At 68.6% G+C, this 25,401-nt stretch carries 16 protein-coding genes and 1 other RNA gene; 6 read left to right on the top strand and 11 right to left on the bottom strand.

Features of this window, described 5'->3' with window-relative positions:
* Positions 1-164 precede the first annotated feature (164 nt).
* Positions 165-1,487, bottom strand: a complete 1,323-nt coding sequence (aspS, locus tag O3X23_RS25190; protein ID WP_269273818.1) for an aspartate--tRNA(Asn) ligase — start codon at positions 1,485-1,487, stop codon at positions 165-167.
* 502 nt (positions 1,488-1,989) lie between these two features.
* Between aspS and O3X23_RS44270 the strand changes: the two genes are divergently transcribed.
* Both O3X23_RS44270 and O3X23_RS44265 read left to right on the top strand, forming a co-directional pair.
* Positions 1,990-2,097, top strand: a complete 108-nt coding sequence (locus O3X23_RS44270) for a transposase (RefSeq protein ID WP_443047966.1) — start codon at positions 1,990-1,992, stop codon at positions 2,095-2,097.
* The gene (locus O3X23_RS44265; protein ID WP_443047965.1) at positions 2,094-2,291 is read left to right on the top strand and encodes a hypothetical protein; all 198 of its coding nucleotides are present in this window, start codon (positions 2,094-2,096) and stop codon (positions 2,289-2,291) included. The genes O3X23_RS44270 and O3X23_RS44265 overlap by 4 nt, the downstream gene beginning before the upstream one ends.
* Positions 2,292-2,338: 47 nt before the next feature.
* On the opposite strand, the gene O3X23_RS25180 is transcribed toward O3X23_RS44265, so the two are convergent.
* Together O3X23_RS25180 and O3X23_RS25175 are read right to left on the bottom strand one after the other, a co-directional pair.
* The gene (locus O3X23_RS25180; RefSeq protein ID WP_269273817.1) at positions 2,339-2,734 is read right to left on the bottom strand and encodes an Imm7 family immunity protein; all 396 of its coding nucleotides are present in this window, start codon (positions 2,732-2,734) and stop codon (positions 2,339-2,341) included.
* Between the two features lie 4 nt (positions 2,735-2,738).
* Positions 2,739-9,227: a restriction endonuclease fold toxin gene (locus O3X23_RS25175; protein WP_269273816.1), complete on the bottom strand. Its 6,489-nt coding sequence runs from the start codon at positions 9,225-9,227 to the stop codon at positions 2,739-2,741.
* A 664-nt stretch (positions 9,228-9,891) separates the two neighbouring features.
* On the opposite strand from O3X23_RS25175, the gene O3X23_RS25170 reads away from it, so the two are divergent.
* Positions 9,892-13,722, top strand: a complete 3,831-nt coding sequence (locus tag O3X23_RS25170) for a LamG-like jellyroll fold domain-containing protein (RefSeq protein WP_269273815.1) — start codon at positions 9,892-9,894, stop codon at positions 13,720-13,722.
* Between the two features lie 429 nt (positions 13,723-14,151).
* Here O3X23_RS25170 and rnpB read toward each other — a convergent pair.
* An RNA gene (gene rnpB / locus O3X23_RS25165) (RNase P RNA component class A) lies at positions 14,152-14,557 on the bottom strand.
* A gap of 18 nt (positions 14,558-14,575) precedes the next feature.
* Positions 14,576-16,051, bottom strand: a complete 1,476-nt coding sequence (locus O3X23_RS25160) for an RNB domain-containing ribonuclease (protein ID WP_269273814.1) — start codon at positions 16,049-16,051, stop codon at positions 14,576-14,578.
* Between the two features lie 67 nt (positions 16,052-16,118).
* Here O3X23_RS25160 and yaaA point away from each other — a divergent pair, with 67 nt between their 5' ends.
* Positions 16,119-16,907: a peroxide stress protein YaaA gene (yaaA, locus tag O3X23_RS25155; protein ID WP_269273813.1), complete on the top strand. Its 789-nt coding sequence runs from the start codon at positions 16,119-16,121 to the stop codon at positions 16,905-16,907.
* Positions 16,908-16,986: 79 nt separating this feature from the next.
* Positions 16,987-17,604, top strand: coding sequence for a bifunctional 4-hydroxy-2-oxoglutarate aldolase/2-dehydro-3-deoxy-phosphogluconate aldolase (eda, locus tag O3X23_RS25150; protein ID WP_443047964.1), 618 nt, complete (start codon positions 16,987-16,989; stop codon positions 17,602-17,604).
* Positions 17,605-17,623: 19 nt separating this feature from the next.
* Here eda and O3X23_RS25145 read toward each other — a convergent pair whose 3' ends face one another.
* The 3 genes from O3X23_RS25145 to O3X23_RS25135 are packed head-to-tail and all read right to left on the bottom strand — an operon-like array spanning position 17,624 to position 20,537.
* Positions 17,624-18,850, bottom strand: a complete 1,227-nt coding sequence (locus O3X23_RS25145) for a bifunctional RNase H/acid phosphatase (protein WP_269273811.1) — start codon at positions 18,848-18,850, stop codon at positions 17,624-17,626.
* Positions 18,850-19,593 carry a zinc ribbon domain-containing protein gene (locus O3X23_RS25140; protein ID WP_269273882.1) on the bottom strand — a complete coding sequence of 248 codons (744 nt, stop codon included), beginning with the start codon at positions 19,591-19,593 and terminating at the stop codon, positions 18,850-18,852. Before O3X23_RS25140 ends, O3X23_RS25145 begins: the two co-directional genes overlap by 1 nt.
* Positions 19,590-20,537: a Nif3-like dinuclear metal center hexameric protein gene (locus O3X23_RS25135; RefSeq protein ID WP_269273810.1), complete on the bottom strand. Its 948-nt coding sequence runs from the start codon at positions 20,535-20,537 to the stop codon at positions 19,590-19,592. The genes O3X23_RS25140 and O3X23_RS25135 overlap by 4 nt, the downstream gene beginning before the upstream one ends.
* A 257-nt stretch (positions 20,538-20,794) precedes the next feature.
* Between O3X23_RS25135 and O3X23_RS25130 the strand changes: the two genes are divergently transcribed.
* Positions 20,795-21,952, top strand: a complete 1,158-nt coding sequence (locus O3X23_RS25130) for a hypothetical protein (RefSeq protein WP_269273809.1) — start codon at positions 20,795-20,797, stop codon at positions 21,950-21,952.
* Between the two features lie 373 nt (positions 21,953-22,325).
* On the opposite strand, the gene O3X23_RS25125 is transcribed toward O3X23_RS25130, so the two are convergent.
* The 3 genes from O3X23_RS25125 to O3X23_RS25115 form a co-directional block, all read right to left on the bottom strand.
* Positions 22,326-23,273, bottom strand: a complete 948-nt coding sequence (locus O3X23_RS25125; RefSeq protein ID WP_269273808.1) for a 3-oxoacyl-ACP reductase — start codon at positions 23,271-23,273, stop codon at positions 22,326-22,328.
* Positions 23,274-23,321: 48 nt separating this feature from the next.
* Positions 23,322-24,398, bottom strand: a complete 1,077-nt coding sequence (locus O3X23_RS25120; RefSeq protein WP_269273807.1) for a Zn-dependent alcohol dehydrogenase — start codon at positions 24,396-24,398, stop codon at positions 23,322-23,324.
* A 61-nt stretch (positions 24,399-24,459) separates the two neighbouring features.
* Positions 24,460-25,314 (bottom strand): MaoC/PaaZ C-terminal domain-containing protein, encoded by an 855-nt coding sequence (locus O3X23_RS25115; RefSeq protein WP_269273806.1) that lies wholly within the window; start codon positions 25,312-25,314, stop codon positions 24,460-24,462.
* Between the last annotated feature and the right edge of the window lie 87 nt (positions 25,315-25,401).

Below are 25,401 nucleotides of genomic sequence, written 5' to 3'. Positions count from 1 at the left end.
GAATCGACGACGATTCGACTGCGACTCACACGTGCCAGCAGCCCACCACGCTGGCGACGGGCGCTCCCCTGGCCAGCCCACCTTCCAAGTCATCTGAAACCCAAGCAGCAGTTGGAAGGCAGGCCCAGGTCAAGCGTGTTTGACCTGGGCCACGCTTGAGCACCCTACGGGGTGAGCCGGTTCGGTCCGCGGAACAGGAAGGTGGCCGCGCGGATCGATTCCAGGCCGATCATGACCATCAGAACCCGTCCCAGCCCCATGCCCAGGCCGCCGTGTGGCGGGCATCCGAACCGGAACGCGTTGAGATAGTCCTGCAGCGGCTCCGTGCCCATGCCCTTCTCCGCGGCCTGCTTGAGCCGCACGTCGTAGCGGTGCTCGCGCTGCGCCCCGGTGGTGATCTCCAGCCCCTTCCAGAGCAAGTCGAAACTCAGCGTCACGTCCGGCTTGTCAGCAGGTCGCATGTGGTAGAAGGGCCGGATGCTCGTCGGGTAGTGCGTGATGAACACGAAGTCGTGCCCCACCTGTTCACGCAGGTGTGCGGCGATGCCCCGCTCGCCCTCCGGGTCAAGGTCTTCCTTCACGCCTTCCGGGTCCCAGCCCTTCGCCCGCAGGATCTCCTGGGCCGCGGCCATGGTGATCCGGGGGAACGACGTAGCCGGCACCACGACCTCGACGCCGTATGTCTCCCGGATCGCCTCCCCGTGGACCTCGGCGGCCTTTCCGATGGCGTGGGTGAGCATCTGCTTCTCGAACGCCATCACGTCCTCGACGTCCGTGATCCATGCGAGTTCGACGTCCACCCCCGTGAACTCGGTCGCGTGCCGGGACGTGAACGACGGCTCCGCCCGGAAGACCGGGCCGATCTCGAAGACCCGGTCGACGACGGCTGAGATCGCCATCTGCTTGAAGAACTGAGGTGACTGCGCTAGGTAGGCGGAGCGGTCGAAGTAGCCGAGCTTGAAGACCTCAGCGCCGGACTCCGAGGCGGTGCCCATCAGTTTCGGGGTGTGCATCTCGCTGCAGCCTTGGGCGTACGCGTTCTCGCGCATCCCTTGATCCAGCGTGGTCTGCACGGCGAACAGGAGCCGAGCCGTCGGCCGCCTGCGTACGTCGAGGAACCGCCAGTCGAGACGCTGCTCCAGGCCGGTGTGCTCGTCGATCGGCAGCGGGGCCTCAGCTCGGTTCAGAACTTCGACGGACTCCGGAATGATCTCCAGGCCGCCGAGCTTCACCACCGGGTTGTGGACCACCCGGCCGGTGATCCGTACAGCGGACTCGGTGGTCAGGTGCTCCAGCTCAGCTTCGATCGCGTCGCCGTCACCGCCCCGCTTGTGGGTGACCTGGGCGATGCCGGTGTGGTCCCGGACGAGGATGAACTGCATCGTGCGTTGCAGGCGGTGTGTGTTCACCCAGCCCGAGACCGAAACAGTTTGACCGACATGTTGCCCCAGGTCGGCGACCAGTACGCGGCTCGTAGCGTGGATCATCGCAGCCCTCCGGGGGCATCGTCATGATCCCTTGGGAGCGTGGGCGAGAAGGGTACTCGCGGTGCCACCGCGCCTTTGCCGCCACCAGATGGCGGCGGCCTCATTCGTGCCCGATGACGGGGGCCAACCGGCGGGGCATTGGGCCCGAGGGCCTTTTCTCCCCGCGCTCAGAAGGGTCTTCGCCGAAGGTGCGAGGCTGCCTTCTCAGCTACCGGCAGCTCTCTCGACTCGAGGGATCCCTGACTACTCGTCTCCATCAACGCGTTACCGAAGAGAGTAGAGGCGCGCACTCATACACCGCAACGACGAAGATCCCCTCGGAGTACGAACTGGATCTTCTCGTCAGAAGTGAGCCTTGGCCAAGGGGGACAGCTTCGTTGATCCCAGATCGCCCAACACAACCAGTGCGGTCACACACCACCAGTTCAGACGTGCCGAGGACGACCTACGCCAGGGACATTTCAGGGACTTTCAGCTCTGTCCGAGGGACTAGGTCCATCTCGTGGTCGACGGGCACTCCGCCCACCGTTCCAGGAGGGTCCGCAACTGGCTCGCTGCCCACCCCGACGACACCGAGGTGCACTTCCTGCCCCCGTACTCGCCGAGTTGAACCCCGACGAACTGGTCAACGCCGACCTCAAGCACAGCCTGCCCAAGCCGTACCGGGCCCGGGACCAAGCCGAACTCGCTGCGGAGACCCGCCGCTTCTCCCGCAGACGCCAGCGTCAGCCGCACATTGTGCATGGCTACTTCGGCGGCCCGCACGTCCGCTACGTCCTAAACGAGAACCCCATCAGTTTCTGATCAATATGCTGCCATCGCACAGCCCGCGAACGCCTTCCAGTACGGACTCAATCCTCGATAATTGGACGGCATGGAGATAGAAATGGATCGAGCCGATTGTTGATTACACCCCTGGCCATGGTACGTACGCGAAAGGCACCCGGCCCGGGAGGACCGCCGAAGTCATCTGAGCGCTCGTACAGAATACCCCACGCTCCGGGGAATCTACTGGCCAGATGATTCAACAGGGCACTTAGTTCTCCCTCTTCATCCCTTCGGCGATTCATCACACCGTTAGCGATCACGAAATTCTCCCCGTTATACACGTGGAGCTCAACTTTCCCAGTTGCCCAGGCGATGGCGGAAATCATGACCTTGAGATCCTCCAGGCCTTCGCTTAGAGATCCTACATCTGCCTCTTCCGTAGATTCTGCAATCCCGAACCAACCATGGAATTCATACATTTGATCACCCCAGCGGACTTGTATCGATTACGGCCTGGATGCCATACCGGTTCCCGTATTCTTGGATCTTCGAAATGACACCCGGCTCGGGCGGTCCTTCAAAATGGAAATATGGAGTGCGGCCTGATTTTATTGCAGCTTCAAAAGTTGCTTTGGCTTGGTTTCGAAACGCGCTTCCCATTCTAAATCCGGCAGGCTTCGACTGTGCAACATATCGGTCGCTAATCGCGTCATACTCCCTACCGGCGGGATCGTACTTGAATCTTACACGCGAGACCCCCCCGAGTCGTTCCGCCAGTGCATCAGCAGCTGGGTCCGGCTTGGCTACATCAACCAACTTTCCAAGCCCCCCATTGATACACCCCCCCTCGCAAGCACTGGCTATGTTTGCGATATCTGATTCTGCGGCACCCACTACTGCCCCTTCTTCGCCAGCTACCGCCGCCTCTCGTGCGACGAGTGCGCCTTCATCGGCTACCGCCCCTGCGGGAAAGCTGGCCACGAGGAGAGCAGCCGTGAGGAGGTCCAATGCTGCTGCTCCACAATTCCTTCCGTGCGATACGCACTCGGTGACGTTGTTGTGGTCTGCAAGAAGTCCTGCGTCGCTGGCGTCGTTGCAGAAGTTCTTTTGATCCGAGGTGACAGGGCTCGAACCGCATTGGCTCTTTATCCACAGTCCGATCAGTTCGCCGTAGCTGGCCTGATGGAGCGTGTAGCCGCGGGCGTCAAGTTCCTTGTAGGTGGGAACCCGGATGTTGTCGAGTGTCGGCTGCCCGTCCTTGTAGGTACCGACCTTCAATCCAGGCACACCGGGCTTTCCGCCCACATAAGTGGTTTTTTCCGATCCGCAAGGGGTCCCGTTGACACCCTGGCATTCTTGCGGGTTGCACTGCGAGAGGTCGTAGCCACAGCCGTTCTGCGTGCCGGCGGGGTCCGTACCTGTCGGGTCGGAGAGGTTGACGGGGTTGTTGTTGCTGTAGGAGTAGCCGTTCCACTGCTGAGGGGTGGCTTTATCGAGGAGTGGGTCGGGGTTGAGGAAGCGTCCGGTGGTGGGTTGGTATTCGCGGGCGCCGAGGTTGGTGAGGCCTGTGGCGGGGTCTTGGGTGCCACCGACGAAACCGTGGTCGCCGGCCCAGTTGGTGGGCTGAGTGCCGCGGGGAGTGCCGAACGGGTCGACGGGGCGTCGGGTCTCGGCGAGGGTTGCGGAGTCCAGTGCTAGTCCGGCAGTGCCGTGGGGGTCACCGACCTGCCAGGTGATGCCGGTGCTCTGGATGACGGCAGTGAGGCCGTTGGGCAGCGCATAAGTACGAACATCGTGGAGCTGGTTAGTGGTGGTGTCGAGGGTGAGTTCGTCGACGCCGAGGTTGAGGGTGGTCTTGCCCGGATTGCGGCGGATGAGTTGGCTACCGCTTGCGTCGTAGAGGTAGCTGGTGCTGGTGCCGGTGCTGTTCACGGAGGTGAGCTTGTCTTCAACGTCCCAGGCCAGGGTGGTGGTGCCGGCTGTGGTGGTGATGGAGGTGGTGTCGCCGATGGCGTCGTACTGGTAGGCGCTGGGACCGGGGTTGTTGGGTCCGGTGCTCGTCGTGGATGCCAGGGCGTGCGGACCGCCGGTGCCGCCACCGGTTCCGGGTGCGGTGGTGGGCTGATTGGTCTGTCCCGTCGGGACGAACGCCTGTGTGGTGGTGATGTCCTTCGCGGCGTCCCCGGCGGTGTCGTGCTGTGTGAGGCTGGTGCGGTTGCCGGTGGTGTCGTAACCGTAGGACGTCCAGTACGCGGCGGGCCCGCCGACGGTCGTGGATCCTGCGGTGGTGCCGCTGGTGGGGGTGATGTTCTTGCAGCCGCCGATGTTCGAGACGGAAGGCTGGGGCTTGGTGACGATACCGCCGGTGTCGGTCCAGGCGGTGGTCAGCCGGTTCAGGTTGTCGTAGGTGAAGCACTGCAGGTCGGTCTGGGCCGGAGTGTTGTCCGGGATGTTCTGGATGGCGGTGACTTGGCCGGCCGGGTTGTACGTGTAGGTGCTCTGCTGGGTCGCGCCGTTGGCCGCCGTCTGCTTGTCGATCCAGGAGGTGAGCAGGGCGCCAGTGGCCAGGTCATGGTTCTGCGTGGCGACGATCTGAGTGCCCCACGGGTTGACCGTGGTGCGCATCGCCTGACCGAAGGCGTCGTAGTTGGTGGCCAGGTCATAGGTGGTCGATGCGGAGCCGAAGCTGAGCAGCGGCCCATTCACGTCGTAGCCGTACGTGAGGGTTTCGGCAGGCACATCGCCCATCGCCGGGGCGCGGGACGCCTGGATGTTGCCGGAGATCGGGTAGTACAACGCCTGGCTCGTGTAGGTGTTGGCCAGCCCGTTTTCTACGGACGGGATGGTGACGGTGGTGGAGGTGGGCCGGTAGCCGATGTCGTAGGCGGTGACTTGGCTGGTGTAGGCGCTGCCGCCCGCGCCGCCGACGTAGCGGGTGGAGCTGACGGGTTGGCCCTTGGCTCCGCTGATGCTGTCGTAGGTCGCGGCGGTCAGCTGGTTGGCCGGGATGGTGCTGCTTCCGCTGTAGGAGCCGGTCTGGCGGCCGATCAGGTCGTAGGTGTAGCTGAGGCTCTTCTGGCGGGCGTCCGTGGTCATTGCCAGGCGTCCGTCGGCGTCGTAGACGCGGGTGGATTTACCGGTGTCGGGGTCGGTGGCGCTGATCTGGCGGCCGCGCAGGTCGTATTGGTACGTCCAGGTGTTCTTGCCGGTCGTGTCCGTACGGCCGGCCGGATGGCCGGCGGAGGTGAAGGTGTAGGTGGTGATCTCGGCGTCGTCGGCGTGCCCGGTCGCGGTAGGGGTTTTGTACTGCCACAGCTGGCTGGTGCGGCCCAGACCGTCAGTTATGGCGGTGGTGGCGGTGCCACCGGTGGGCGGCGTCACATCGGTCTCGTCCACGCCCGGATAGGCGGTCGTGGTGCGCCACTGCTCGACTCCGTAGGAGGAGAACACCTGCGCGGTGGGGCGCCCCCGTCCGTCGTAGACGGTGCTGTTCTGACCCGGCACCTGGCTCTCAGGGGTCTGGAAAAGGGTGCCGCCGGGGACTGCGGTGTCGTCGTAATACGGGGAGCGGGTCTCGATGGTCCTGCCCTGGGAGTCGTAGAACGTGTCGCTGAGCACCCGCCCGGTGTAGGCGGAGATGCCTGGGGTGGTCTGAGTCTGTCTGCTGCGACCGAAGCCGTCGAACAACTGAACGAAGCTGCTGTATTGAGCGTCGTTGTAACTGAGCACCGAGGTGGTCACGGTTGAGGGTGCGCTGGTTCCGTTGACCGCGTAGGCGTACTTGAAGTTGGCATTCTGGGCGGTGGTGCGGCCCGGTTTCCAGACGGCAGTGAGGCGGCCGAGCGCGTCATAGGACTGGACCGTGACCTTGCCGTTGGCGTCGGTGCTGGTCAAAGGCAGGTCGCGAGCGATGTCCAGGGACGTTTTGGTGGTCCATGGGACGGTGCTGCCGGGGGCTGGGCTGGTGATGGTGACGGTGGCGGGCAGCTCCCCGGTATACGCGGGCGTGTAGGTGGTGCTCGTCGTCGCGCCGCCGGGGTGCTGGGCATCGGTGCTGTTGGGGTCGGTGATCGACGTAGTGCGCCCGTACGCGTCGTAGGTGCTGGTCGCGGTGGTGATGTAGACGGCGTTGCCGGAGCCGTCGTAGTGATCCAGCACTTGCGCGGACGTGGCGTTACCCTCGACCCCGGCCTTCTGATAGGGCTGCATGTCGTAGAAGGTGCGGGTGGCAGAGATGGTGTTGGTAGCCGTGGCGGTGACGGCGCAGGCGCCGGTGCCAGACAGCTTCGTGGAGCCGGCGACTAGGCCCGTGATGAGAGCGTTGCTGCTGACAGCGTAGGACGCGAGTGTGCACTGCTCGGGCTGTCCGTCGGCCGTCGTGTCGACACTGATGGTGCGGTTGGCGAAGTCCGGATCCGTGCGTGTGGTCGTGGTCGAGGTGCGCCAGCTGCCGTCGGCCCTGCGCGCCTTGGACGTTGCCACGGTGGTAGTGGCGCCGTAACGGGCCACCAGGTCGAGAAGACCCGTTCCGCGCACGTGAGTGGCGGTGGTGGACGGGCCGGTGGCGCGGGTGACGGAGTACGCGGTGACCGTGCCGCCGGCCTGGTTGTAGGTGTCGCTTTCCAGTACCTGCCCGGACAGCCAGTCGGAGTCGGTGACCGACTCGCCCAGGGAGTCGTCAACGGTGACCGACTTCTTACCACCTACGGCGGTCGCATCCCCGTCCATACCCTGCAGATACTTCGTCACTACCTGCGATGCAGGGCCGTCCTGACCGGTACCGGTGGTGGTAGTAACCGTTGCGAAACCTCGGAACTCGTCCCAAGTGCGGGACTTGGTCTCGGTCAGTTCGTTCTCGTTGAAGTGCCAGGCCGCCGGTCCGTACTTATAGCTGGTGACCTTCGCGGTGGAGTGGGCGACCGGGTCGCTCTCGGTGACCTGATTGACCGTGTAGTGGTTGAACCAGTCCGAGGTGGGATCGGCGCCGTAGGCCGAGCCGGGGGGCGTCCATTTGACGTTGTAGCAGGCCTTGGTGTCGGTGTCCGCCGAGGCTGGCATCGTGTGGGCGACACGGGAGCAGTCGGGGAGGTTGTAGTCGACGACGATGTTCTCGCCAGTCTCAGTGGTGAGAGTCTTGATGCGAGGGCGGTTGAAGATCCCGGGAGCCGGGACCAGGTCGGTGCCATCAACTCGGTTGGGCATCTCCGCAGGAGCAAAGGAGACCGGCTTCAGTGGAACCGCGGTGGGGCCGTTTTTGCCGGTGCGCAGGACCTTCGCCAGCCACAGCGATGGTTTGGTGCCATCGGCTGGTTCCTCGTAAGTGTGGGTGAGTGTGTAGGTGTCAACCGGCTTGGCGGCGCCATTGGACAGGACACTGGTGCTGATGGAGGCCAGGCTGATGTTGGACCAGAAGCTGGGCCCATAATTGGTGCAGGTGCCCGAGCTCGCGCAGTTCTGGTCGTAGGGCACGTCCGGCCAGTGGGCGGCATTGTCCTTCGTCAGCGTGGTGCAGACGAACCCGCCCAGTGTGGAGCAGCGGCCGAACGGGTCGGGAGTGAAATCAACTTTCGCGGCCGGCTTGTTGGCGCCCTTGGCGGCGATCTGGTCGGTCAGGCGCTGACCATAGGCGATCGAGGCGAGCGCACCACCGCGGGTGTACGAGGTCAGGACACCGGCGCCTGGGTTCTGGCCGCCGCCGCGCGCGTAGTAGTTGAGCTCGGGGGTGTAGGTGTAGGTGGTGAGGTTGCCGTGGGGGTCGACGGCGTAGTCCAGGTTGAGGCGCCACGCCATTTGGCACCATGAAGCGCTGCCCTTGGCAGCGTCGTAGCACGGGTCCCCGCTCTTGGGCGAGTAGACCGGTTCGCTCCAGGCGGACCCGGTGGCGGGATCGGTCTTGCCGCCGTTGGCCGGGTTCGCCGGATCGGCGCTGGGAAGGTGGTTGAGACCGAAGTAGTACACCGAACCCGAGCTCGTGCTGACCCGGACATACTCGCCGTTGGAAGTTCCGTTCGTGGCACCGGTCCTGAACTCGACCTTGGATCCGTCATCGTTTTTCAGGCGCCAGGTGCCGCTCTGGTCGTCTTTGACGAGTTCGCTGGAGTGTCCGCCCAGGGACAGGACGGCGTTGTAGCCGCCCCAACAGGCATCACCAGAGTGCGGTAGCCCGCCCTTGTCACACGACTTGTAGGACCGCTCGACGAAACCGGGAGTGTAGTCCCAGCCGTCCCCGATCCAGGATGCCTGCGCATTGGTGGAGGACGTTCGGCCGTCCACCGACGAGGAGTTGTAGGACAGTGCGACGTTCGGGGCGTCGCCGCCCAGGGCTGGCGGCACCTGGATGGGATAGCTGTAGTTGAAGCCGCCGCCGCTGGATCCGGCCGACCAAGCGGCGCTCGGGGTGAGACTCGTCGCCGTGTAGGTGCCGCCTCCGCCGGAGGCGGTCGGAACCGCGGCGATTGTCATGGCACCCGCCGCCGAGGTGGTCGGGCTGCTGCTGCGGCCCTCGATCGCCGGCTGCTTGGCCGCGGGCAGCGTGACGTCGGCGACCAGGCGCTTGGTTGCGGCATCGAAATGGGAGGGGAGGGGCGTCGCCGTGAGGCAGCCCGCGACCTTGGGCGTGGTCAGGGCGCAGGCCGGCAGTGCTACCAGCCGGGAGCGCGAGGCGGCATCTGCCCCGTAGGAAGCGTCGAGTTGGTCGGACCCGATGGCAACCCGAAGCTGGCCGGCCGCCGCGCCGACATTGGCCGTTTGCAGCGTGACGACGGGTCCGCTGAGTCCGGCGGCACGTGCCGTGGCGGGTGCCGCAACCGCAACCTTGACATCAGCGTGCGCCGACAAGGGATCGGAACCCAGAGCGGCGTTGTTTCTCTTCGCAGCCGGCGTCAATGGGGTTAGCCAAACGGGGAGTTGGCCCGCCTGGACTATCTGGGAGGTGGCAAATGTGGTATTCGCACCAAGGGCGACGGTGGCCACACCATGCAGCGACCGACTCGCCGACGGACCGGCCCATGTCTTCGGAACCGCATAGTGCGGCGTGACCGCTGAGGCAGCTGGGGCGGCAGTTCCCTTGACGGAGGGGGTCCGGGGAAGGGCGGTGTTGGGCGGGGACCAGATCTTGCTCCAGTCCGGCGACTGACCCGAAGCTGTCGACTCACTCGAAACCGGTCCGAGCAACGTGGCTGTGGTGGCCAGCACCGTCGCCGCGCCCAACCAGGCTCGACGAGACCGCAACCGGGCCCGCCAGAAATCGCCCCATGCCCCCACGACGGCACTCCCCCCACGCCCGAGTGCCGCACTGTCCGAGACAAGCGATCACCGAAGGGGGAATGTAGCTCTCATATCGAACGCTTGATCCCTCCATGGCTCGCTCTTTTCCTCATCTTTAACATCGGGCACATCTACGACATCGGACATGTCATCGTTGATCCCCTCAGTTCGGTCAATTGTGCTTGCCCTGCTGTCGGCACGTGTGGTTACTGTGCGCCTTTCACGGACGTGCATGAGCACTCCGGAGCCGGGAGGGGACCCGTCCATGAGGGGCAGCACCACACGTCCACACACCAAGAACGCCCGTTCAGGGCCGCACCGCAGGGCGGCCGGGCTGCTCGCTCTGACCCTCGCCGCCAGCATGCTGAGCATGACCACGCCCGCGCACGCTGATGGGTCGTCCGACCCGGCCGAGGCGCAGCATGCCGCGACTGTGCCACCGGACGAGGCCGCTGCCGACGCTGCCCGGACGAAGGCCGCATCCACCGGGCAGCCGGTGATAGTCGACAGCATGACCACGGAGTTCGAGCAGACGGTCGTCAATCCGGATGGCACGTTCACGACCACGACGAGCGGGCAGCCGGTCCGCGCGAAGGTCGCCGGGGGGTGGGTACCGGTGGACATGGGCTTGCGGTCGAACGCGGACGGAACCATCACCCCGAAGGCCGCGATACACCCTGTGGTTCTGTCTGACGGCGGCACCGGGCCTCTGGCAACGTTGACCAACGCGGCCGGTAAAACTCTGTCGTTGAGCGTGCCGTTTACGCTGCCCGCCCCAATCCTCGCCGGAGACACCGCCAGCTATGCCGATGTGCTGCCGGACGTAGACCTGCAGGTCACCGTCACAGCACAGGGCGGCCTGCGTCACGTATTCGTCGTCAAATCCGCCGCAGCCGCAGCCAATCCAGCACTCAAGAACCTGAAGCTGGGCACCTCCGGTACGGGCTTGACCATCACCGCCAATGCCGCAGGCAACCTGCAGGCGACCGAAACCGGCACCGGTCAGATTGCCTTCACCGCCCCCACCCCCACCATGTGGGACTCCACCCCCGCCACCAACCCGGCCGCCAGTCCGCTGGCGGGCCGGGCAGCCAAGACGGCCACCGCCCAGGAGACCTCCGCCGCCCCAGACCCTGCCTCCACCAGCAGTGCGTCCGGTCCCGGGCCCGGCGCGCAGACCGCTGTCATGCCCACCACTGCCGGCGCGGGCAGCGTGACCATCACCCCGGTCCAAGACGTTCTCACGGGTGCGTCCACCCACTACCCCGTCTACATCGACCCTGCCTGGTTGCCCTTCGACCGCACCAACCTCGACTGGACCTGGATCCAGCAGGGTTATCCGACCGCGGACAACTGGCGAGGCAATTCGAGCACCGGTGAGACGCACCCCGGCGTCGGCATGCAGGACTACCAGACCAAAACCGGGATTGAGCGGGCCTACTACCAGTTCAACAACACCGCCCCCCTGCTGGGCAATGTGATCCACGCAGCCTCGTTGAACCTCGCCGAATACGAGTCATCCTCCTTCTCCTGCACCACCACCTACCCGGTGTACGTGTACCTATCGACGCAGATCAGCGAGGGCACCAACTGGAACAATCACCAGGACGACACTTCGCTTGGGCAGAGCCGGCTGGTAGGGGGCGCGGGACACTCCGGATGTTCCGCCACTGTGCCGTTCGCCTTCGACGTCACCTCCACCGTGCAGCAGGCGGCCAACACCGGCTGGCAGCACATCACCTTCGGTCTGCACGGCAATGAAAGCAACACCACCGCTTTCAAACGCCTCACCACTAACCCGGTCCTGACCATCCAGTACGACCGGCACCCCCTGCCGCCCACCGGTCTGAAGACCGACCCCATCCCGCGGTACGCGACCAACGGCACCACGCAGCCGTGCGTGGATGTCGCCGAGCCGACCAACCAGGCCTTTGTCGGTAACCCCGGCACCGGCGGCATCCATCTGTCGGCGAACGTCGCCAGTGAGGTCAACCAACCGGTTCGCGGATACTTCAGCTTGTGGGACGACACCGCCCCCGGTGACAAGCTCACTCCCCACGGCCAGGGCTACACCGGCTACGTCCCCACCGGAAACACCGTCACCTACACCGTGCCCACCGCAGACTTCACCGACGGACACGCCTACGGCTGGAACGTCATCAACAGCGACGGCATCTTGTCGTCAGCGGCCGTCGGGGCCTGCCGCTTCCGCGTGGACCTGTCCCCGCCCACCATCACTACACCCACCTCAGCCGATCAGGTCGGCAACCCCAGCAGCACGTTCCCCCCCTCCGGCAATGGCCAGACCACCACACTGCACCCAGGAGACGGCGGCTGGATCCCCTTCACCGCCGCTGACCACACTCCAACCGAAGGGGCAGCTTCGGGGCTGGCGTGTATGCGCTGGAGCTTCGACCCCACCCTCTCTGACGCCGCCTGGCAGTGCGGCTCCGCCCTCCCCTCGGGTCAGGTGGGCGCTTTTCCCACCCACTGGGGCACCAACATCTACTACCTCCAGGCCGAGGACAACGCGGGCAACTTCTCCCAGATCACGTCCTACGCCTTCTACGTGCCATGGAACCCGCACGGCCCTGCCCCCGTCTTCGGCGACACCACCGGCGACGGCTCTGCTGACATCGTCACCGTCGGCGCCGACGGAAACCTCTACAACCACACCGTCCCAGGCAACACCCAAACCACCAGTCCGGCCACTACCCTCGCCGCTAAGGCAGCCAACATTCCGTGGGTGAACTCAGCGCCGGACGGCGTTTGGAAGGATTACCAGCTCACCCATCGCGGCAGTCTGCGCGGTGGAATGAACGTGGACGACCTCATCGCTCACAAAAGCAATAGTCCCGACCTTTATCTGTACTACAACCCGGGCAACACCAATGCCGACGGCCGGCTCGATCTCCACCAAACCCTCAAGAAGCCCGAATGCGTCGATGACGGCTCCGGTACTTACTGCACGGGCTACAACAACTCCGACTGGTCCACCACCTTGCAGATCGCAGCCCTCGGCGACGTCTCCACAAGCAATCTCGACCCGAGCAAGCACTTCCTGAATCGCGCCGGCCTCCTGACTGAAGAGACCAATCCTGCGGGTGACGCAGCCCTGTGGTTCTACCCCACGGTCTCGAACGTCACCCTGGGCACTCCGGTGCGTCTGTCGGCCACCGGGTGGAAGGGCTGGGAGCTGATCTCGCCCGGCGACTGGAGCGCCCAAGGGCACCCCGGCGTATGGGCTCGCAATACCCGCAGCGGAGACGTCAACGGATACACGTTCACAACCGCACTTTTCCAGCCCCTCGACCCATTCGGCTTCCCCACAGGCGACCCTGTACCGACCCTGACGACCATCAGCTCCGGCACGAAGATCGGCAACCTGTCCGCCAGCACAGACCCCGTCATCGGCTCCGACGGCGATCTCACCGGCGACGGTGTCCCCGACTTGTGGAGCGTCACCAGCACAGGGGAAATTGACGCTCGACCAGGCATCACCGCAGGCGGACCATCCACCCCTGTCATGGCCTTCCATGCCCGCATAGTGGTGGGCACCAACGGCGGCACCGCCAACCAGTGGCCTCTGGCCGGCACCGGCGCCGACGCCAGCGGCCTCAACGCCGCCGCGACGACCGGCGGCGTCACCTGGACAGCCAACCACAAGGGCACCACAACCGGCTCCGCCACATTCGACGGAACCGCCGCGCTCGTCACCGGCTCCTCAGCCCTGGACACGACTCAGAACTACACCGTCTCCACCTGGGCCAAAATCGACACCCTCTCCGGCGACCAATTCCTCGTCTCCCAAGGCGGCACCACCCGCCAGGCCTTCGACCTCGGATACCGCCCCGACACCAAGACCTGGACCTTCACAACCACCACCGGCGACACCATGACCAACACCGCACCCGCTGCCAACGCCCCAGCAGGCGCCGCCACCACGGGTGTCTGGACCCACCTCACCGGCGTCTACGACGCCACCAGTCACACCCAAACCCTCTACATCAACGGCAAATACGCCGGCGCCACCACCAACACCACCCCCTGGCGCGCCCCCGGCCACCTCAGCATCGGCGCTATCCAACTCACCAGCGGATCCGCCCTCTACAACCCCACCCACGGATCCACCAGCGACGTCCGCACCACCCCCGCCGCCCTTACCGCAGAACAGGTCCTCTCTCTCTACCAAACCTCCTGACCTGACCCCCACCATCCGTCTCGGAGACTCGTCAACGCCACCGTTGACCAAATCCGGAGTGCTGCGTCCCGCCCCGCATACCAGGGGCGCAGCACTCCGAAACGGGTACTTACTGGCCTCACATATCGCCGCCAAGAGGCTCTATGGGCCGCAACACCACACTCCAGATCTGCTCGAAGAACCTGGGAAGCGGAAGATGCTCTTGGCACCGACTACGGGGTCGTCGGGCGGCCCATCTGCTGGCGCACCACACCTGCTCACGCGGCAGTCACCCAAGATCATTATGAGGGACTTTTCAGGGACTTTCAGCTCTGTCCGAGGGACTTTCGAGGGACTTTTTGCTGCCTAAGGTGGCAAGGTCCCGAAAGATCAGAAAGGGCCTCCGACGCAGGTCGGAGGCCCTTCCGAGGGCAAAGCCCCAGCTAGGGGCGGACGAGTCGGCCTGTACGCCGGGTTCTGTCTCCCTTGGTCCTTGCGGGCCAGGGGGAGGCGGCCATCCATCTGGGACCGGCGTTGCCGCCGGCCTCGTGCGGTCTACCCGCGGACTCGGGCGGGCAGCCCTCAGTCATCCGCGCAGAGCCGCCTTGCGGCGGCCCATTCTTGACCTTGCTCCAGGTGTGGTTTACCTAGCCGTCCAGGTCACCCTGGACGCTGGTGGTCTCTTACACCACCGTTTCACCCTTACCGGGTGCCTTGCGGCTCCCGGCGGTCTGTTTTCTGTGGCACTGGCACGCGGGTCACCCCGGGTGGGCGTTACCCACCACCTTGCCCTGTGGAGCCCGGACGTTCCTCGGAAGGATCTCAAGGATCCCGCCGCGACCGCCCGGCCGGCTCGTCCGCCGTGCCGCCCATCCTAGTCGACGGGATCGGGCTGCCCGGCCGGGGCGAAGAGGACCGTCGGCGTGGCCGGGTCGGCCGCTGTCAGGCGGACAGGCAGGGGGTGGCCCAGGGGAAGCGGTTCTGCCGGCGGGACGGACTTCACTCTCGCCACCACCGCGGGGCTCTTCAGGTGGATGGTGCCGCTGGTCGGGTCGCGGTCGTCCAGGTCGATGACGAAGGCGTCGAAGACCTCGCCGACGCGGTCCTTGAGCAGGACAGCCTCGATCAGATTGACGCATTCGCGCTCTGCCTGGTTGGCGTGCTGGGTGCCCGCCGACATCTCCCGGGGAAGGTCGGGGAGGGCGGTGCGGACCCAGTCGGGAAGCGGTTCGCCCGCGACCGCCGACAGGCAGATCTCGCCCGCGTAGCGGTCGACGAGGCGGCGCAGCGGGGCCGTGCAGTGGGTGTAGGGGGCGGCGACGGCGGCGTGTTCCGCGTGCTCGGGGGCGGGGGCGGCGCCGTCGAAGACTGTGTAGCCGGCGCCGCGCAGCAGGGAGGTGCACTCCTGGAGGAAGGCGGCGTGGTCGGGCCGGTGGGGGTCGAGGGAGCGGATCACGTCGGGGTACGGGGTGCCGGCCGGCCAGTCGATCCGCAGGGCCTCCGCGACCCGGCGGAGCCGGTCGGACGCGGCCGCGGGGGCGGCGGGGAGCGTACGGAGGATGCCGGCGCCGGAACGGAGCATGAGGTCGGCGGCGGCCATGCCGGTGAGCAGGGAGATCTGCGCGTTCCAGCCCTCGGCGGGCAGCGGGGCGCGGTAGTCGAGTACGTAGCCGTCGCCGTCGGGGCGCTGCTCGATCTCCTGCTCGGGGACGTTGAGGGAGATGCCTCCGCGGTCCCGTTCCAGCTCCTCGCGGAGCAGGCCGATCTTCTGGAGGAGGGCGACGGGCTCCTCCGCGGTGCCAGCGTCGATGGAGCGCTGGACGGCCGCGTAGTCGAGCTTGGCGCGGCTGCGGACGCGGGCGCGGCGGACGTCGGCGGCGGTGACCGAGCCCGCGGCGTCGAGGTCGATCCGCCACAGCAGGGCGGGGCGGTCCTGGCCGGGGAGCAGGCTGGCGGCGCCCTCGCTGAGGACCTGCGGATGGAGGGGGACGCGCTCGTCGGGGAAGTACAGGGTGGTGACGCGGCGGTGCGCCTCGGCGTCGATGGCGCCGCCCGGGGTGACGAAGGCCGCGACGTCGGCGATGGCGTAGTGCACCCGGTAGCCGTCGGCGCGGGCCGCGAGGTGCATGGCCTGGTCGAGGTCCGTGGAGGTGGGCGGGTCGATCGTGAGGAGCGGGATGCCGGTGGCGTCGAGTTCCGGCATCCGGGGGTGCCCGGCGGCCTGCCGGGCCTCGGCGAGCACGGCCGCCGGGAACTCCTCCGGGACGTCGAGCCGGACCCGCAGCCGGCGCAGCGCGTCGCGCAGCAGGGTTCCGTCGGCGGCCGGGGCGTGCAGGTGGCGGCGGGGCATGAGGTGAGCGTATGACGGCCGTAGGCTGCATCCGGTTCGTGTTGGGTCCATCCGAGGGAGAACTGCCGTGCTCGTCCTGCTTCCGCCGTCCGAGGGCAAGGCCGCCGTGGGCGCCGGTCCGGCCGTCGACCTGGCGTCGCTCTCGCTCCCCGGGCTGACGGGGACGCGGTCGACGGTGCTGGGTGAACTGGTGGAGCTGTGCTCGGGCGACGAGGAGAAGGCCGCGGAGGTCCTGGGGCTGAGCCCGGGGCTTCGCGGCGAGGTCGCCAAGGACGCGGGCCTGCTCACGGCGCCGACGCTGCCGGCCGGTGAGCTGTACACCGGGGTGCTCTACGACGCCCTGGGGCTCGCGACGCTGGGCACCGCCGCCCGCCGGCGCGCGAAGGACTCCCTCCTGGTCTTCTCCGGTCTGTGGGGCGCGGTGCGCATGACGGACCGGATCCCGTCGTACCGCTGCTCGATGGGGGTGAAGCTGCCCGCGCTGGGCGCGCTCGGCGCGTACTGGCGGGAGCCGATGGCCGGGGTCGTTCCGGAGGCGGCCGGCGGGGGGCTGGTCCTGGACCTGCGCTCGTCGGCGTACGCGAGCGCGTGGAAGCCGAAGCCGCGCGGCGAGCTGGCGGCGCGGACGGCCACCGTGCGGGTGCTGCAGGTGACGGTCGTCGACGGCGTCGAGAAGCGGTCCGTGGTGAGCCACTTCAACAAGGCCACGAAGGGGCGTCTCGTACGCGCGCTCCTGGAGTCGGGCGCGAAGCCGAGGACACCGGCCAAGCTCGCGGAGACCCTGCGGGAGCTGGGCTTCGTGGTCGAGGAGCAGGCGCCGGGGAAGCTCGACGTCCTGGTGACCGAGATTCACTGAGGCCCCGGACTCAGAAGCCCGTTGCATTCTGCGCAACGCTCGTTGCGCAGAATGCTGAGGCCCAGGCAGGATGACGGGCATGACTTCCGTCCTCGACCTCGCCCCCGTCGTCCCCGTCGTCGTCCTGGAGGACGCCGCCGACGCCGTACCGCTGGCCCGCGCCCTCGTCGCGGGCGGGCTGCCCGCGATCGAGGTCACCCTGCGCACGGCCGCCGCGCTGGACGCCATCGCCGCCATCGCCCGCGAGGTCCCGGACGCGGTGGTGGGTGCGGGCACCGTGCTGACGCCCGAGCACGTCGACGCCGCCGTCGCCGCGGGCGCCCGCTTCCTGGTCAGCCCGGGGTGGACGGACCGGCTGCTGGAGGCCATGCGCGCCTCGGGGCTGCCCTTCCTGCCCGGCGTCTCGACGACGTCGGAGGTGGTCGGGCTGCTGGAACGCGGCATAACGGAGATGAAGTTCTTCCCGGCCGAGGCCGCCGGCGGCACCGCGTACCTGACGTCGCTCGCCTCGCCGCTGCCGCGCGCGCGGTTCTGCCCCACGGGCGGCATCGACGCGGCTGCCGCGCCGCGCTACCTGGCGCTGCCCAACGTCGGCTGCGTCGGCGGCACCTGGATGCTGCCCGCCGAGGCGCTCCGCGCCAAGGACTGGGGCCGTGTCGAAGCCCTCGCACGCGAAGCCGCCGCCCTGCGCGGCTGAACCGGGAACCCGCGCCGGACTACCTCAGGTGCGAGGTGTCGTTCAGCAGCCGCAGCGACGCGTTGCCGTCGGCGTAGTAGGCCACCGTCGAGACGGACGCCGCCGCCAGTTCCATGCGGAACACGGACTCGGGCGGTGCGCCCAGCGCGAGCCGGACCAGCGTCTTGACCGGGGTGACGTGCGTGACGATCAGCACCGACTTGCCCGCGTAGCGCGCCAGGAGCTTGTCGCGGGAGAGCGCCACCCGGCGGGCGACCGCCGCGAAGCTCTCGCCGCCGGGCGGGGCGGTGTCGGGCGAGGCCAGCCAGGCGTCCAGTTCGGCCGGATGCCGTTCCCGCACCTCCGCGAAGGTGAGCCCCTCGAAGATCCCGAAGTCGGTCTCGCGCAGGCCCTCGTCGATCCGTACGTCGAGGCCGAGCCGGGTCGCGACGGCTTCCGCCGTCTGCCGGCAGCGGGTCAGCGGGGAGCTGACGATCGCCTGCACGGTGCCCTCGGCCGCGAACGAGGTCGCGGCCCGCTGCGCCTGCCAACGGCCCTTCTCCGACAGCTCGGGATCGCTGCCGCCACTGCCCGAGAAGCGCTTCTCGGGCGTGAGGGCGGTCTCGCCGTGCCGGAGCAGGACGAAGGTGGTGGGCGTCCCCAGGTCGGCGGGAGCGGACCATCCCGCTGCCGGCGCCGCCTCGGGAAGGGTGTCCTGAACCGGACCGGCTGCCCGACCCGGGGCGGGATCCGCGACGTCGATGCCGCCGCCCGGCCCCGGTTCGCCGCCCGGCCCCAGTTCGCCCAGCCCCAGTTCGCTGCGCACGATCGGGGCCCGCGGCTCCCACTGCCGGCCCCTCTTGCCCGCGTCCATCGCCTCGTTCGCGAGCCGGTCCGCGTGCTTGTTCTTCTCGCGCGGGATCCACTCGTAGGTCACCTGGCCGGCCGGCAGCACGGCCTTGGCCTCGGCCGCGAGCGGGCGCATGTCCGGGTGCTTGATCTTCCAGCGCCCCGACATCTGCTCGACGACGAGTTTGGAGTCCATCCGGACCCTGACCACGGCTTCGGGATCGAGGGCTTTGGCGGCCCGCAGTCCCGCGATCAGACCCCGGTACTCGGCGACGTTGTTCGTGGCGTGCCCGATGTACTCGGCGGCCTCGGCGAGGGTCTCACCGGAAGCCGGGTCGAGGACCACGGCGCCGTAGCCGGCGGGGCCCGGGTTGCCCCGGGACCCGCCGTCGGCCTCGACGACGAGACCACGAGCCATCAGAGGCCGGAGTCCGAGGTGCGGACCAGGATGCGCATGCAGTTCTCGCAGCGCACGACGGCGTCGGCGGGAGCACCTCGCACCTCGCCCAGCTCGGTGATGTTGAGCTCCAGCCGGCAGCCCTCGCAGCGCTTCTGGTAGAGGCGGGCGGCGCCGACGCCACCCTGCTGCGAGCGCAGCTTGTCGTAGAGCTTCAGGAGGTCGGCCGGGACGGAGCCCGCGACGATCTCGCGCTCCTTGACGGACTTGGACGCCTCGGCGTCGATCTCCGCGAGCGCGGCGGACCTGCGCGCCTCGGCCTCAGTGGCCTTGGCCTGCACGGACTCCACCCGGTGGGTGAGCTCCTGGACCCGCTCCTGCATCGTCTCGCGACGCTCCATGACCTCCAGGACGACGTCCTCGAGGTCGCTCTGCCGCTTGGCGAGCGAGACGATCTCGCGCTGCAGGTTCTCCAGGTCCTTCGGGGAGGCCGCCGCGCCGGAGTCGAGCCGCTGCTGGTCGCGGGCGGCGCGCTGGCGCACCTGGTCCACGTCCTGCTCGGACTTGGTCTGTTCGCGGGCGGTGTCGCTCTCCTCGGTCTGCGCGGCGACGAGCAGGTCGCGCAGCTGGGTGAGGTCGGCGTTCAGACGGTCGAGCTCGGCGTGCTCGGGAAGGTGGTGCCGCTTGTGGTCCAGCTGCTGGATACGCGAGTCGAGCGCCTGGACTTCGAGGAGGCGGATCTGGTCGGCGGGGGCGGCGTTCAGCGGGGGGCTCCTGGGTGAGACTGCGGGCGCGAGGCGCTCGTTGGAAGGATGGCTTCGGGCGACTGGCGGGAAGTACGTGCGGAAGACGTGCTGGGCAAAGCGTCCGGCGCGGGCTCGTGGGCCGTCCACGGGTCGGTGACCTGGTGCGACACATAGGTCCGCAGGGCCCAGCCGTGCCGGTCGGAGATCTCGTCGAGCTGGCCGGCGGCCTGCTCGCACCACGGCCACTCGGTTGCCCAGTGTGCGGCATCCACCAGCGCGGGCCTACCGTCGGAGGTGAGCCCCTGCTGCTGGGCCTCGGAGGCCGGGTGGTGGCGGAGGTCCGCGGTGAGGTAGGCGTCGACGCCCGCCGCGCGGACGTCGTCGAAGAGACCGTCGCCCGAGCCGCCGCAGACGGCGACGGTACGGATCAGCTGCTCGGGGTCCCCGGCGACGCGCAGCCCGGTCGCGGTGCGCGGCAGGCCGCGGGCGGCGCGGGCGGTGAACGCGGCCAGCGTGAGCGGGGTCTCCAGCTCGCCGATGCGGCCGAGGCCGCGGCGGCCCGACGGATCGGTCCCGTCCGGCACGAGGGGCCCGGTGATGCGCAGCCCGAGGGCGCCGGCGAGGGCGTCGGAGACTCCGGGGTCCGCGCGGTCGGCGTTGGTGTGCGCGACGTGCAGCGCGACGTCGTTCTTGATCAGTGTGTGCACCACCCGGCCCTTGAAGCCGGTGGCGGCGACCGTCGTCGTACCGCGCAGGTACAGCGGATGGTGGGTGACGAGCAGGTCGGCCCCGATCCGTACCGCCTCGTCGACGACGTCCTGGACCGGGTCGACGGCGAACAGCACCCGGGTGACCTCGGCCTCCGGATCACCACAGACCAGGCCGACGGCGTCCCAGTCCTCGGCCTGATGAGGGGGCCAGAGGGTTTCGAGCGCGGCGATGACGTCGGACAGTGAGGGCACGGGAGGAAGGTTACCGCCCTCCCCCGCGCCGACCGGAATCGCGGGCGGCGGGGGGACGGTTACCGGCCGCTTCCGTGACAGGTGCCGGACACCCGCCGGGACGGTCCGGAAGGAGTGGTTCCGGTCACGGATCACAACGGACGCCCGATCTTCGGGCAAACGGAAGAAGCGCCACCCTTACGTGTGAACTGCACCGACTTGCGGTGATCGTCCGGAAGTGCGAAAACTAGCGTCGCTCTCCGGAGGTGGACCAACACATGACGGCTTGTGCCATCGAAAGGGCCACGGTGCTGCGGGCGGGGTTCACGATCGCGTCCGACGGGTCGTACGCCGCCTGCCTCACCGAGTCGGGCGAGGGCGGCTGGTACCCCGAGCGCTGGACGCTGGCCGGCCCCGAGCCCTACACCGTCCCGCTGCCCGGCAACCAGCCGGAGGAACCCGGCACCGAAGTACTGCCACTGCCCGACGGGCGGGTGCTCATCCGCCGCCGCGTCGCCGACCGTTTCGACCTCGCACTGCTCTACCCGACCGGGCCCGGCACCGGCGAACTGCCCCTGGGCTCCCTGTGGTCCCTGGAGGGCGAGGAGGTACGGCTGCTGCCGCCGGTCGCCGGAGCGGCCTTCGCCCTCGCCCCCGTCGAAGGCGCCACCCAGGTGTGGCTCGTCTGCGGCAGCGGCGGCGGCAACCACAGCGGCGGGCCGCAACTGCTCGCCACCGTGCCGGGCCGCTGCACCGGCGGCGTCTGGCTGGACCGCACCGGCCAGATGCTCGCCCTCGACCGCGTCGGTCCGGAGGGCGGCCGCACCAAGGCGGTCGCCGTCGACCTGCGGCAGGGCGAGGTGACCCCGCTGCTGCAGATCGCCGAGGACAGCAACGACCGGGTCCTGCTCGCCGAACCCGACAGCGGCCTGCTCCTGCTGCGCAGCGACGCACCCGGCACCGACCGGCTCGGCTGGGGGGTGCTGGGCAGCAGGCGGCCGGTGCGCTTCCCGGAGGCGCTGCGCATGGACGACACGGTGCTCACGCCGTTCGCCGCGCAGTCCGGTCAGATACTGATGCCGGAGGCGTCGGCGGTGGCGCTGCGCGCCGAGGGTCCCGACGGGTCCGCGCCCGTGGTCTGGCGGCCGGGCGAACGGACGGTGACCTGGCTCACCGCTCCCGAGGGCTGGCTCGCGGGCACCGGGCTGTGGTCGGCACGCGGCTCGCTGCGGCTGCCGTACGCGTGCGAGCGCTGGCCGTTCGGGCTGACCGAGTACGAGGCACCGGCCGCGGCTCCCGCACCGGCCGTCACGGGCGCCGCACGGGCGGCCGTCGAGGGCGCCGCGGCGGGTGGAGGCCCGGCCGGGGACGAGCCGAGGACGCTGCCCGTACTCCCCCTCCAGCAGGCCCCGCTCGACACGGCACGGGCCCGGTAGCCCCGATGATCTCCGGACGAGGCCGCCGACTACACTCGCCGGAGGCTACGCATCCGGACCTCTCGGGCACCGAGAGTGACCAACGGGCGTACCCACAGGCTGGATTGGGGATATTCGGCCGCTTCAAGCGCACACCAGCACGCCATTCATCGGGGAGACGTTCCATGTCCGACAGCACATCCGACTCCGGCGAGGGTCACGACAACGCCGGGGGTCGCCACCGCGGTACCGCTTCGCCGCACGACAGCGCCGGCGACGCGCATGGGCGCCACCGGCGCCCATCGAGCAGCCAGGACTGACGGCCCGGCCGTCGGGCCGAGGGGGCTCACCACCCCCTCGACCTGGCCGCGGCCCACGTGACCCGCCCGGAGGGCTACTCGTGCTTGAGGCCGAGGACTTCCGTGGCCGCGAACGTCTCGTTCGGGTCGCGGCCCGCGTAGTACGGGGTCAGCAGGCCGTCGAGTTCGTCGAAGCCGAAGACGTCCTTGGCGGTGTCGAACTTGGCGGCCACCCTGGGGCGGTCGATGACCGCGACCATGCCGCCGTGCACCACGAAGAGCTGGCCGTTGGCGCGCGCGGCGGCGGGTGAGGCGAGGTAGCCGACGAGCGGCGAGACGTGCTCGGGGGCGAGCGGGTCGAGACCCTCCTCCACCTCCAGATAGCCCGCGAAGACGTCCTCCGTCATCCGGGTGCGGGCGCGCGGGCAGATCGCGTTGGCGGTGACGCCGTACTTGCCGAGCGCGAGCGCCGTGGAGGTGGTGAGCCCGACGATGCCGCCCTTGGCGGCGGCGTAGTTGGGCTGCCCGGCCGAGCCGGCGAGGAACGCCTCGGAGGAGGTGTTGACGATGCGGCCGTAGACCGGCCCGCCCGCCGCCTTGGACCGCTCCCGCCAGTGGACGGCCGCGAAGTGGGTCGTGTTGAAGTGCCCCTTGAGATGGACGTGGATCACCGCGTCCCACTCCGCCTCCGACATCGAGAAGATCATCCGGTCGCGGAGGATGCCCGCGTTGTTGACCAGAATGTCCAGCTTGCCGTACGTGTCCACGGCGAGCCGGACCAGCCCGCGGGCCTGCTCGAAGTCGGCCACGTCGCCGTGGTGCGCGACGGCCTGCCCGCCCGCCGCGACGATCTCGGCCGCGACCTCCTCCGCCGGGGTGGCGGAGGCCGCGCCCGAGCCGTCCCGGCCCGGCTGCCCGAAGTCGTTGACGACGACACTCGCGCCGAGCCGCCCCACCTCCAGGGCCTCGGCCCGCCCGAGGCCGCGCCCGGCCCCGGTGACGATCGCGGCCAGACCCGACAGTTGCTGCCCGTGCACAGACATCCTGGTCCTCTCAGCTACAGGTGTGGATTCCGGCGGTTCGACGGCGGCTCAGATGGTGATGCAGGTACGCAGCGCCTCGCCCGTCCGCATCTGGTCGATCGCGTCGTTGACCTCCTCCAGCCGCACCCGGTGGGTGATCAGGCCCTCCAGGTCGATGCGGCCGGCACGCCAGAGCTTGATGACGCGTTCGTAGGAGCGCAGCACGTCGCCGCCGCCGTAGAGCGACGGCAGGATGCGCTTCTCGTCGAAGAACAGCTCGAACATGTTGATCTGCAGGTTGTCGTCCATGGCGCCGGCGCCGACGATGCACAGCGTGCCGCCGCGGCGGGTGTTCTCGTACGCGGTGCGGGCGGTGACGGACTTGCCGACGACCTCGAAGACGTAGTCGAAGCCCTCGCCCGCGGTGATGCGGTTCTTGGCGTCGGCCAGGCCGTCGGGGGCGACGCCCTCGGTCGCGCCGAACCGCAGGGCCGCCGCGCGCCGGCTCTCGACCGGGTCGATGGCGACGATCTCGGCGGCGCCGAGCGCCCGCGCGCCCTGGATCACGCTGATGCCGACCCCGCCGCAGCCGATGACGGCGACCGACGAACCGGCCTCCACCTTGGCCGTGTTGATGGCGGCGCCGATGCCGGTGGTGACCCCGCAGCCGATGAGCGCGGCGATCTCGTACGGCACGTCGTCCGGGATCGGGACGGCGCACAGCGCGTCGACGACGACCTCCTCGGCGAAGGTGCCGGTGCCGGCGAAGCCGAAGACGTCACCGCCGGGGCGCCGGTAGTTGGGGGTGCCGGCGTTGAGGAAACCGGCGATGCAGAGGTGGGTCTGGCCGCGCTTGCAGGACGCGCAGGCGCCGCAGGCCGGCAGCCAGCAGACCAGCACGCGGTCGCCCGCCTTGACGTTGGTGACGCCCTCACCGACCTCGACGATCTCGCCGGCGCCTTCGTGACCGGGTACGAACGGCGCGGGCTGCGGCAGGACGCCGCTCATCGCCGACAGGTCGGAGTGACACAGTCCGGTCGCCCGGATGCGGATCCGCACCTTGCCGGGCCCGAATCCCACCGCCTCGACGTCGTCGAAGACCTCGAGTTTGTCCTGGCCTATCTCCTGCTGGATTGCTGCGCGCACGGGGGCGGCTCCCTTCGCGAGGTGCGGAATGGTGCGGGATGGTGCGGATAGCGATGTTCGGTCAGGCGTGTTCGACGACGGTGTCCGCGAGAACCGGTGCGTCGTCCCGGTCGGCCGAGGTCGCCGCGACCTGGATGCGGCCGTCCCCGCGCCACATCCGCACCCGCAGCGTCTCGCCGGGGAAGAAGATCCCGGCGAAGCGGGTGGAGTAGGCGCGGACCCGTGCGACGTCGCCGTCGAGCATCGTGTCGACGACGGCCTTGAGGACGATTCCGTACGAGCAGAGCCCGTGCAGGATCGGCTTGTCGAAGCCGGCGACCTTGGCGAACTCGGGGTCCGCGTGCAGCGGGTTCCAGTCGCCGGACAGCCGGTAGAGCAGCGCCTGGTCCTCGCGGGTTCCGATCTCGGCGATGCGGTCCGGGTCCCGGTCCGGGGCCTCGGTGCGGACGGAGGGGCCGCGGTCGCCGCCGAAGCCGCCCTCGCCGCGGACGAAGATCTGGGTGTCGGCCGCCCACAGCGGCCCCTCGTCGTCGGCGACCTCGGAGCGCAGCACGATGACGGCCGCCTTGCCCTTGTCGTGCACGGCGGCGATGCGGCTGGTCTGCACGGCCTTCCCGGTGACGGGGATCGGGCGGTGCAGCTCGATGCGCTGGCCGCCGTGCAGCACGGCGGCGAGGTTCACGTCGATCCCGGGCGCGCTCAGCCCGCCCGCGGCGGCCAGGCTGCCGCCCGCGACGGTGACGAAGCTGGGGAGGACCTGCAGCCTGCTCTCCAGCGTGTAGCGCAGCTCGTCGGGATCGGTGGCCGGCCGGCCGGCGCCCACGCCCAGGTGGTAGAGCAGGACGTCCTTGTGGTCCCAGGCGAGGTCGGTGGTGCGGGGTTCGGCCGCGGTGGCCTTCGCGACGTCGATGGGCATGGTCCGGCTGGCTCCTTCGCCGTGGGGACGGGGACACGCGCTGGCGGGCGTCTCACGGGGGCCGACGGCGGTGCCCGCGTCTGGTTG

Origin of the sequence: Streptomyces sp. H39-S7, from assembly GCF_027158205.1 — a bacterium.
Taxonomy (GTDB): domain Bacteria; phylum Actinomycetota; class Actinomycetes; order Streptomycetales; family Streptomycetaceae; genus Actinacidiphila.
This window is presented reverse-complemented; position numbering and strand designations above follow the sequence as displayed.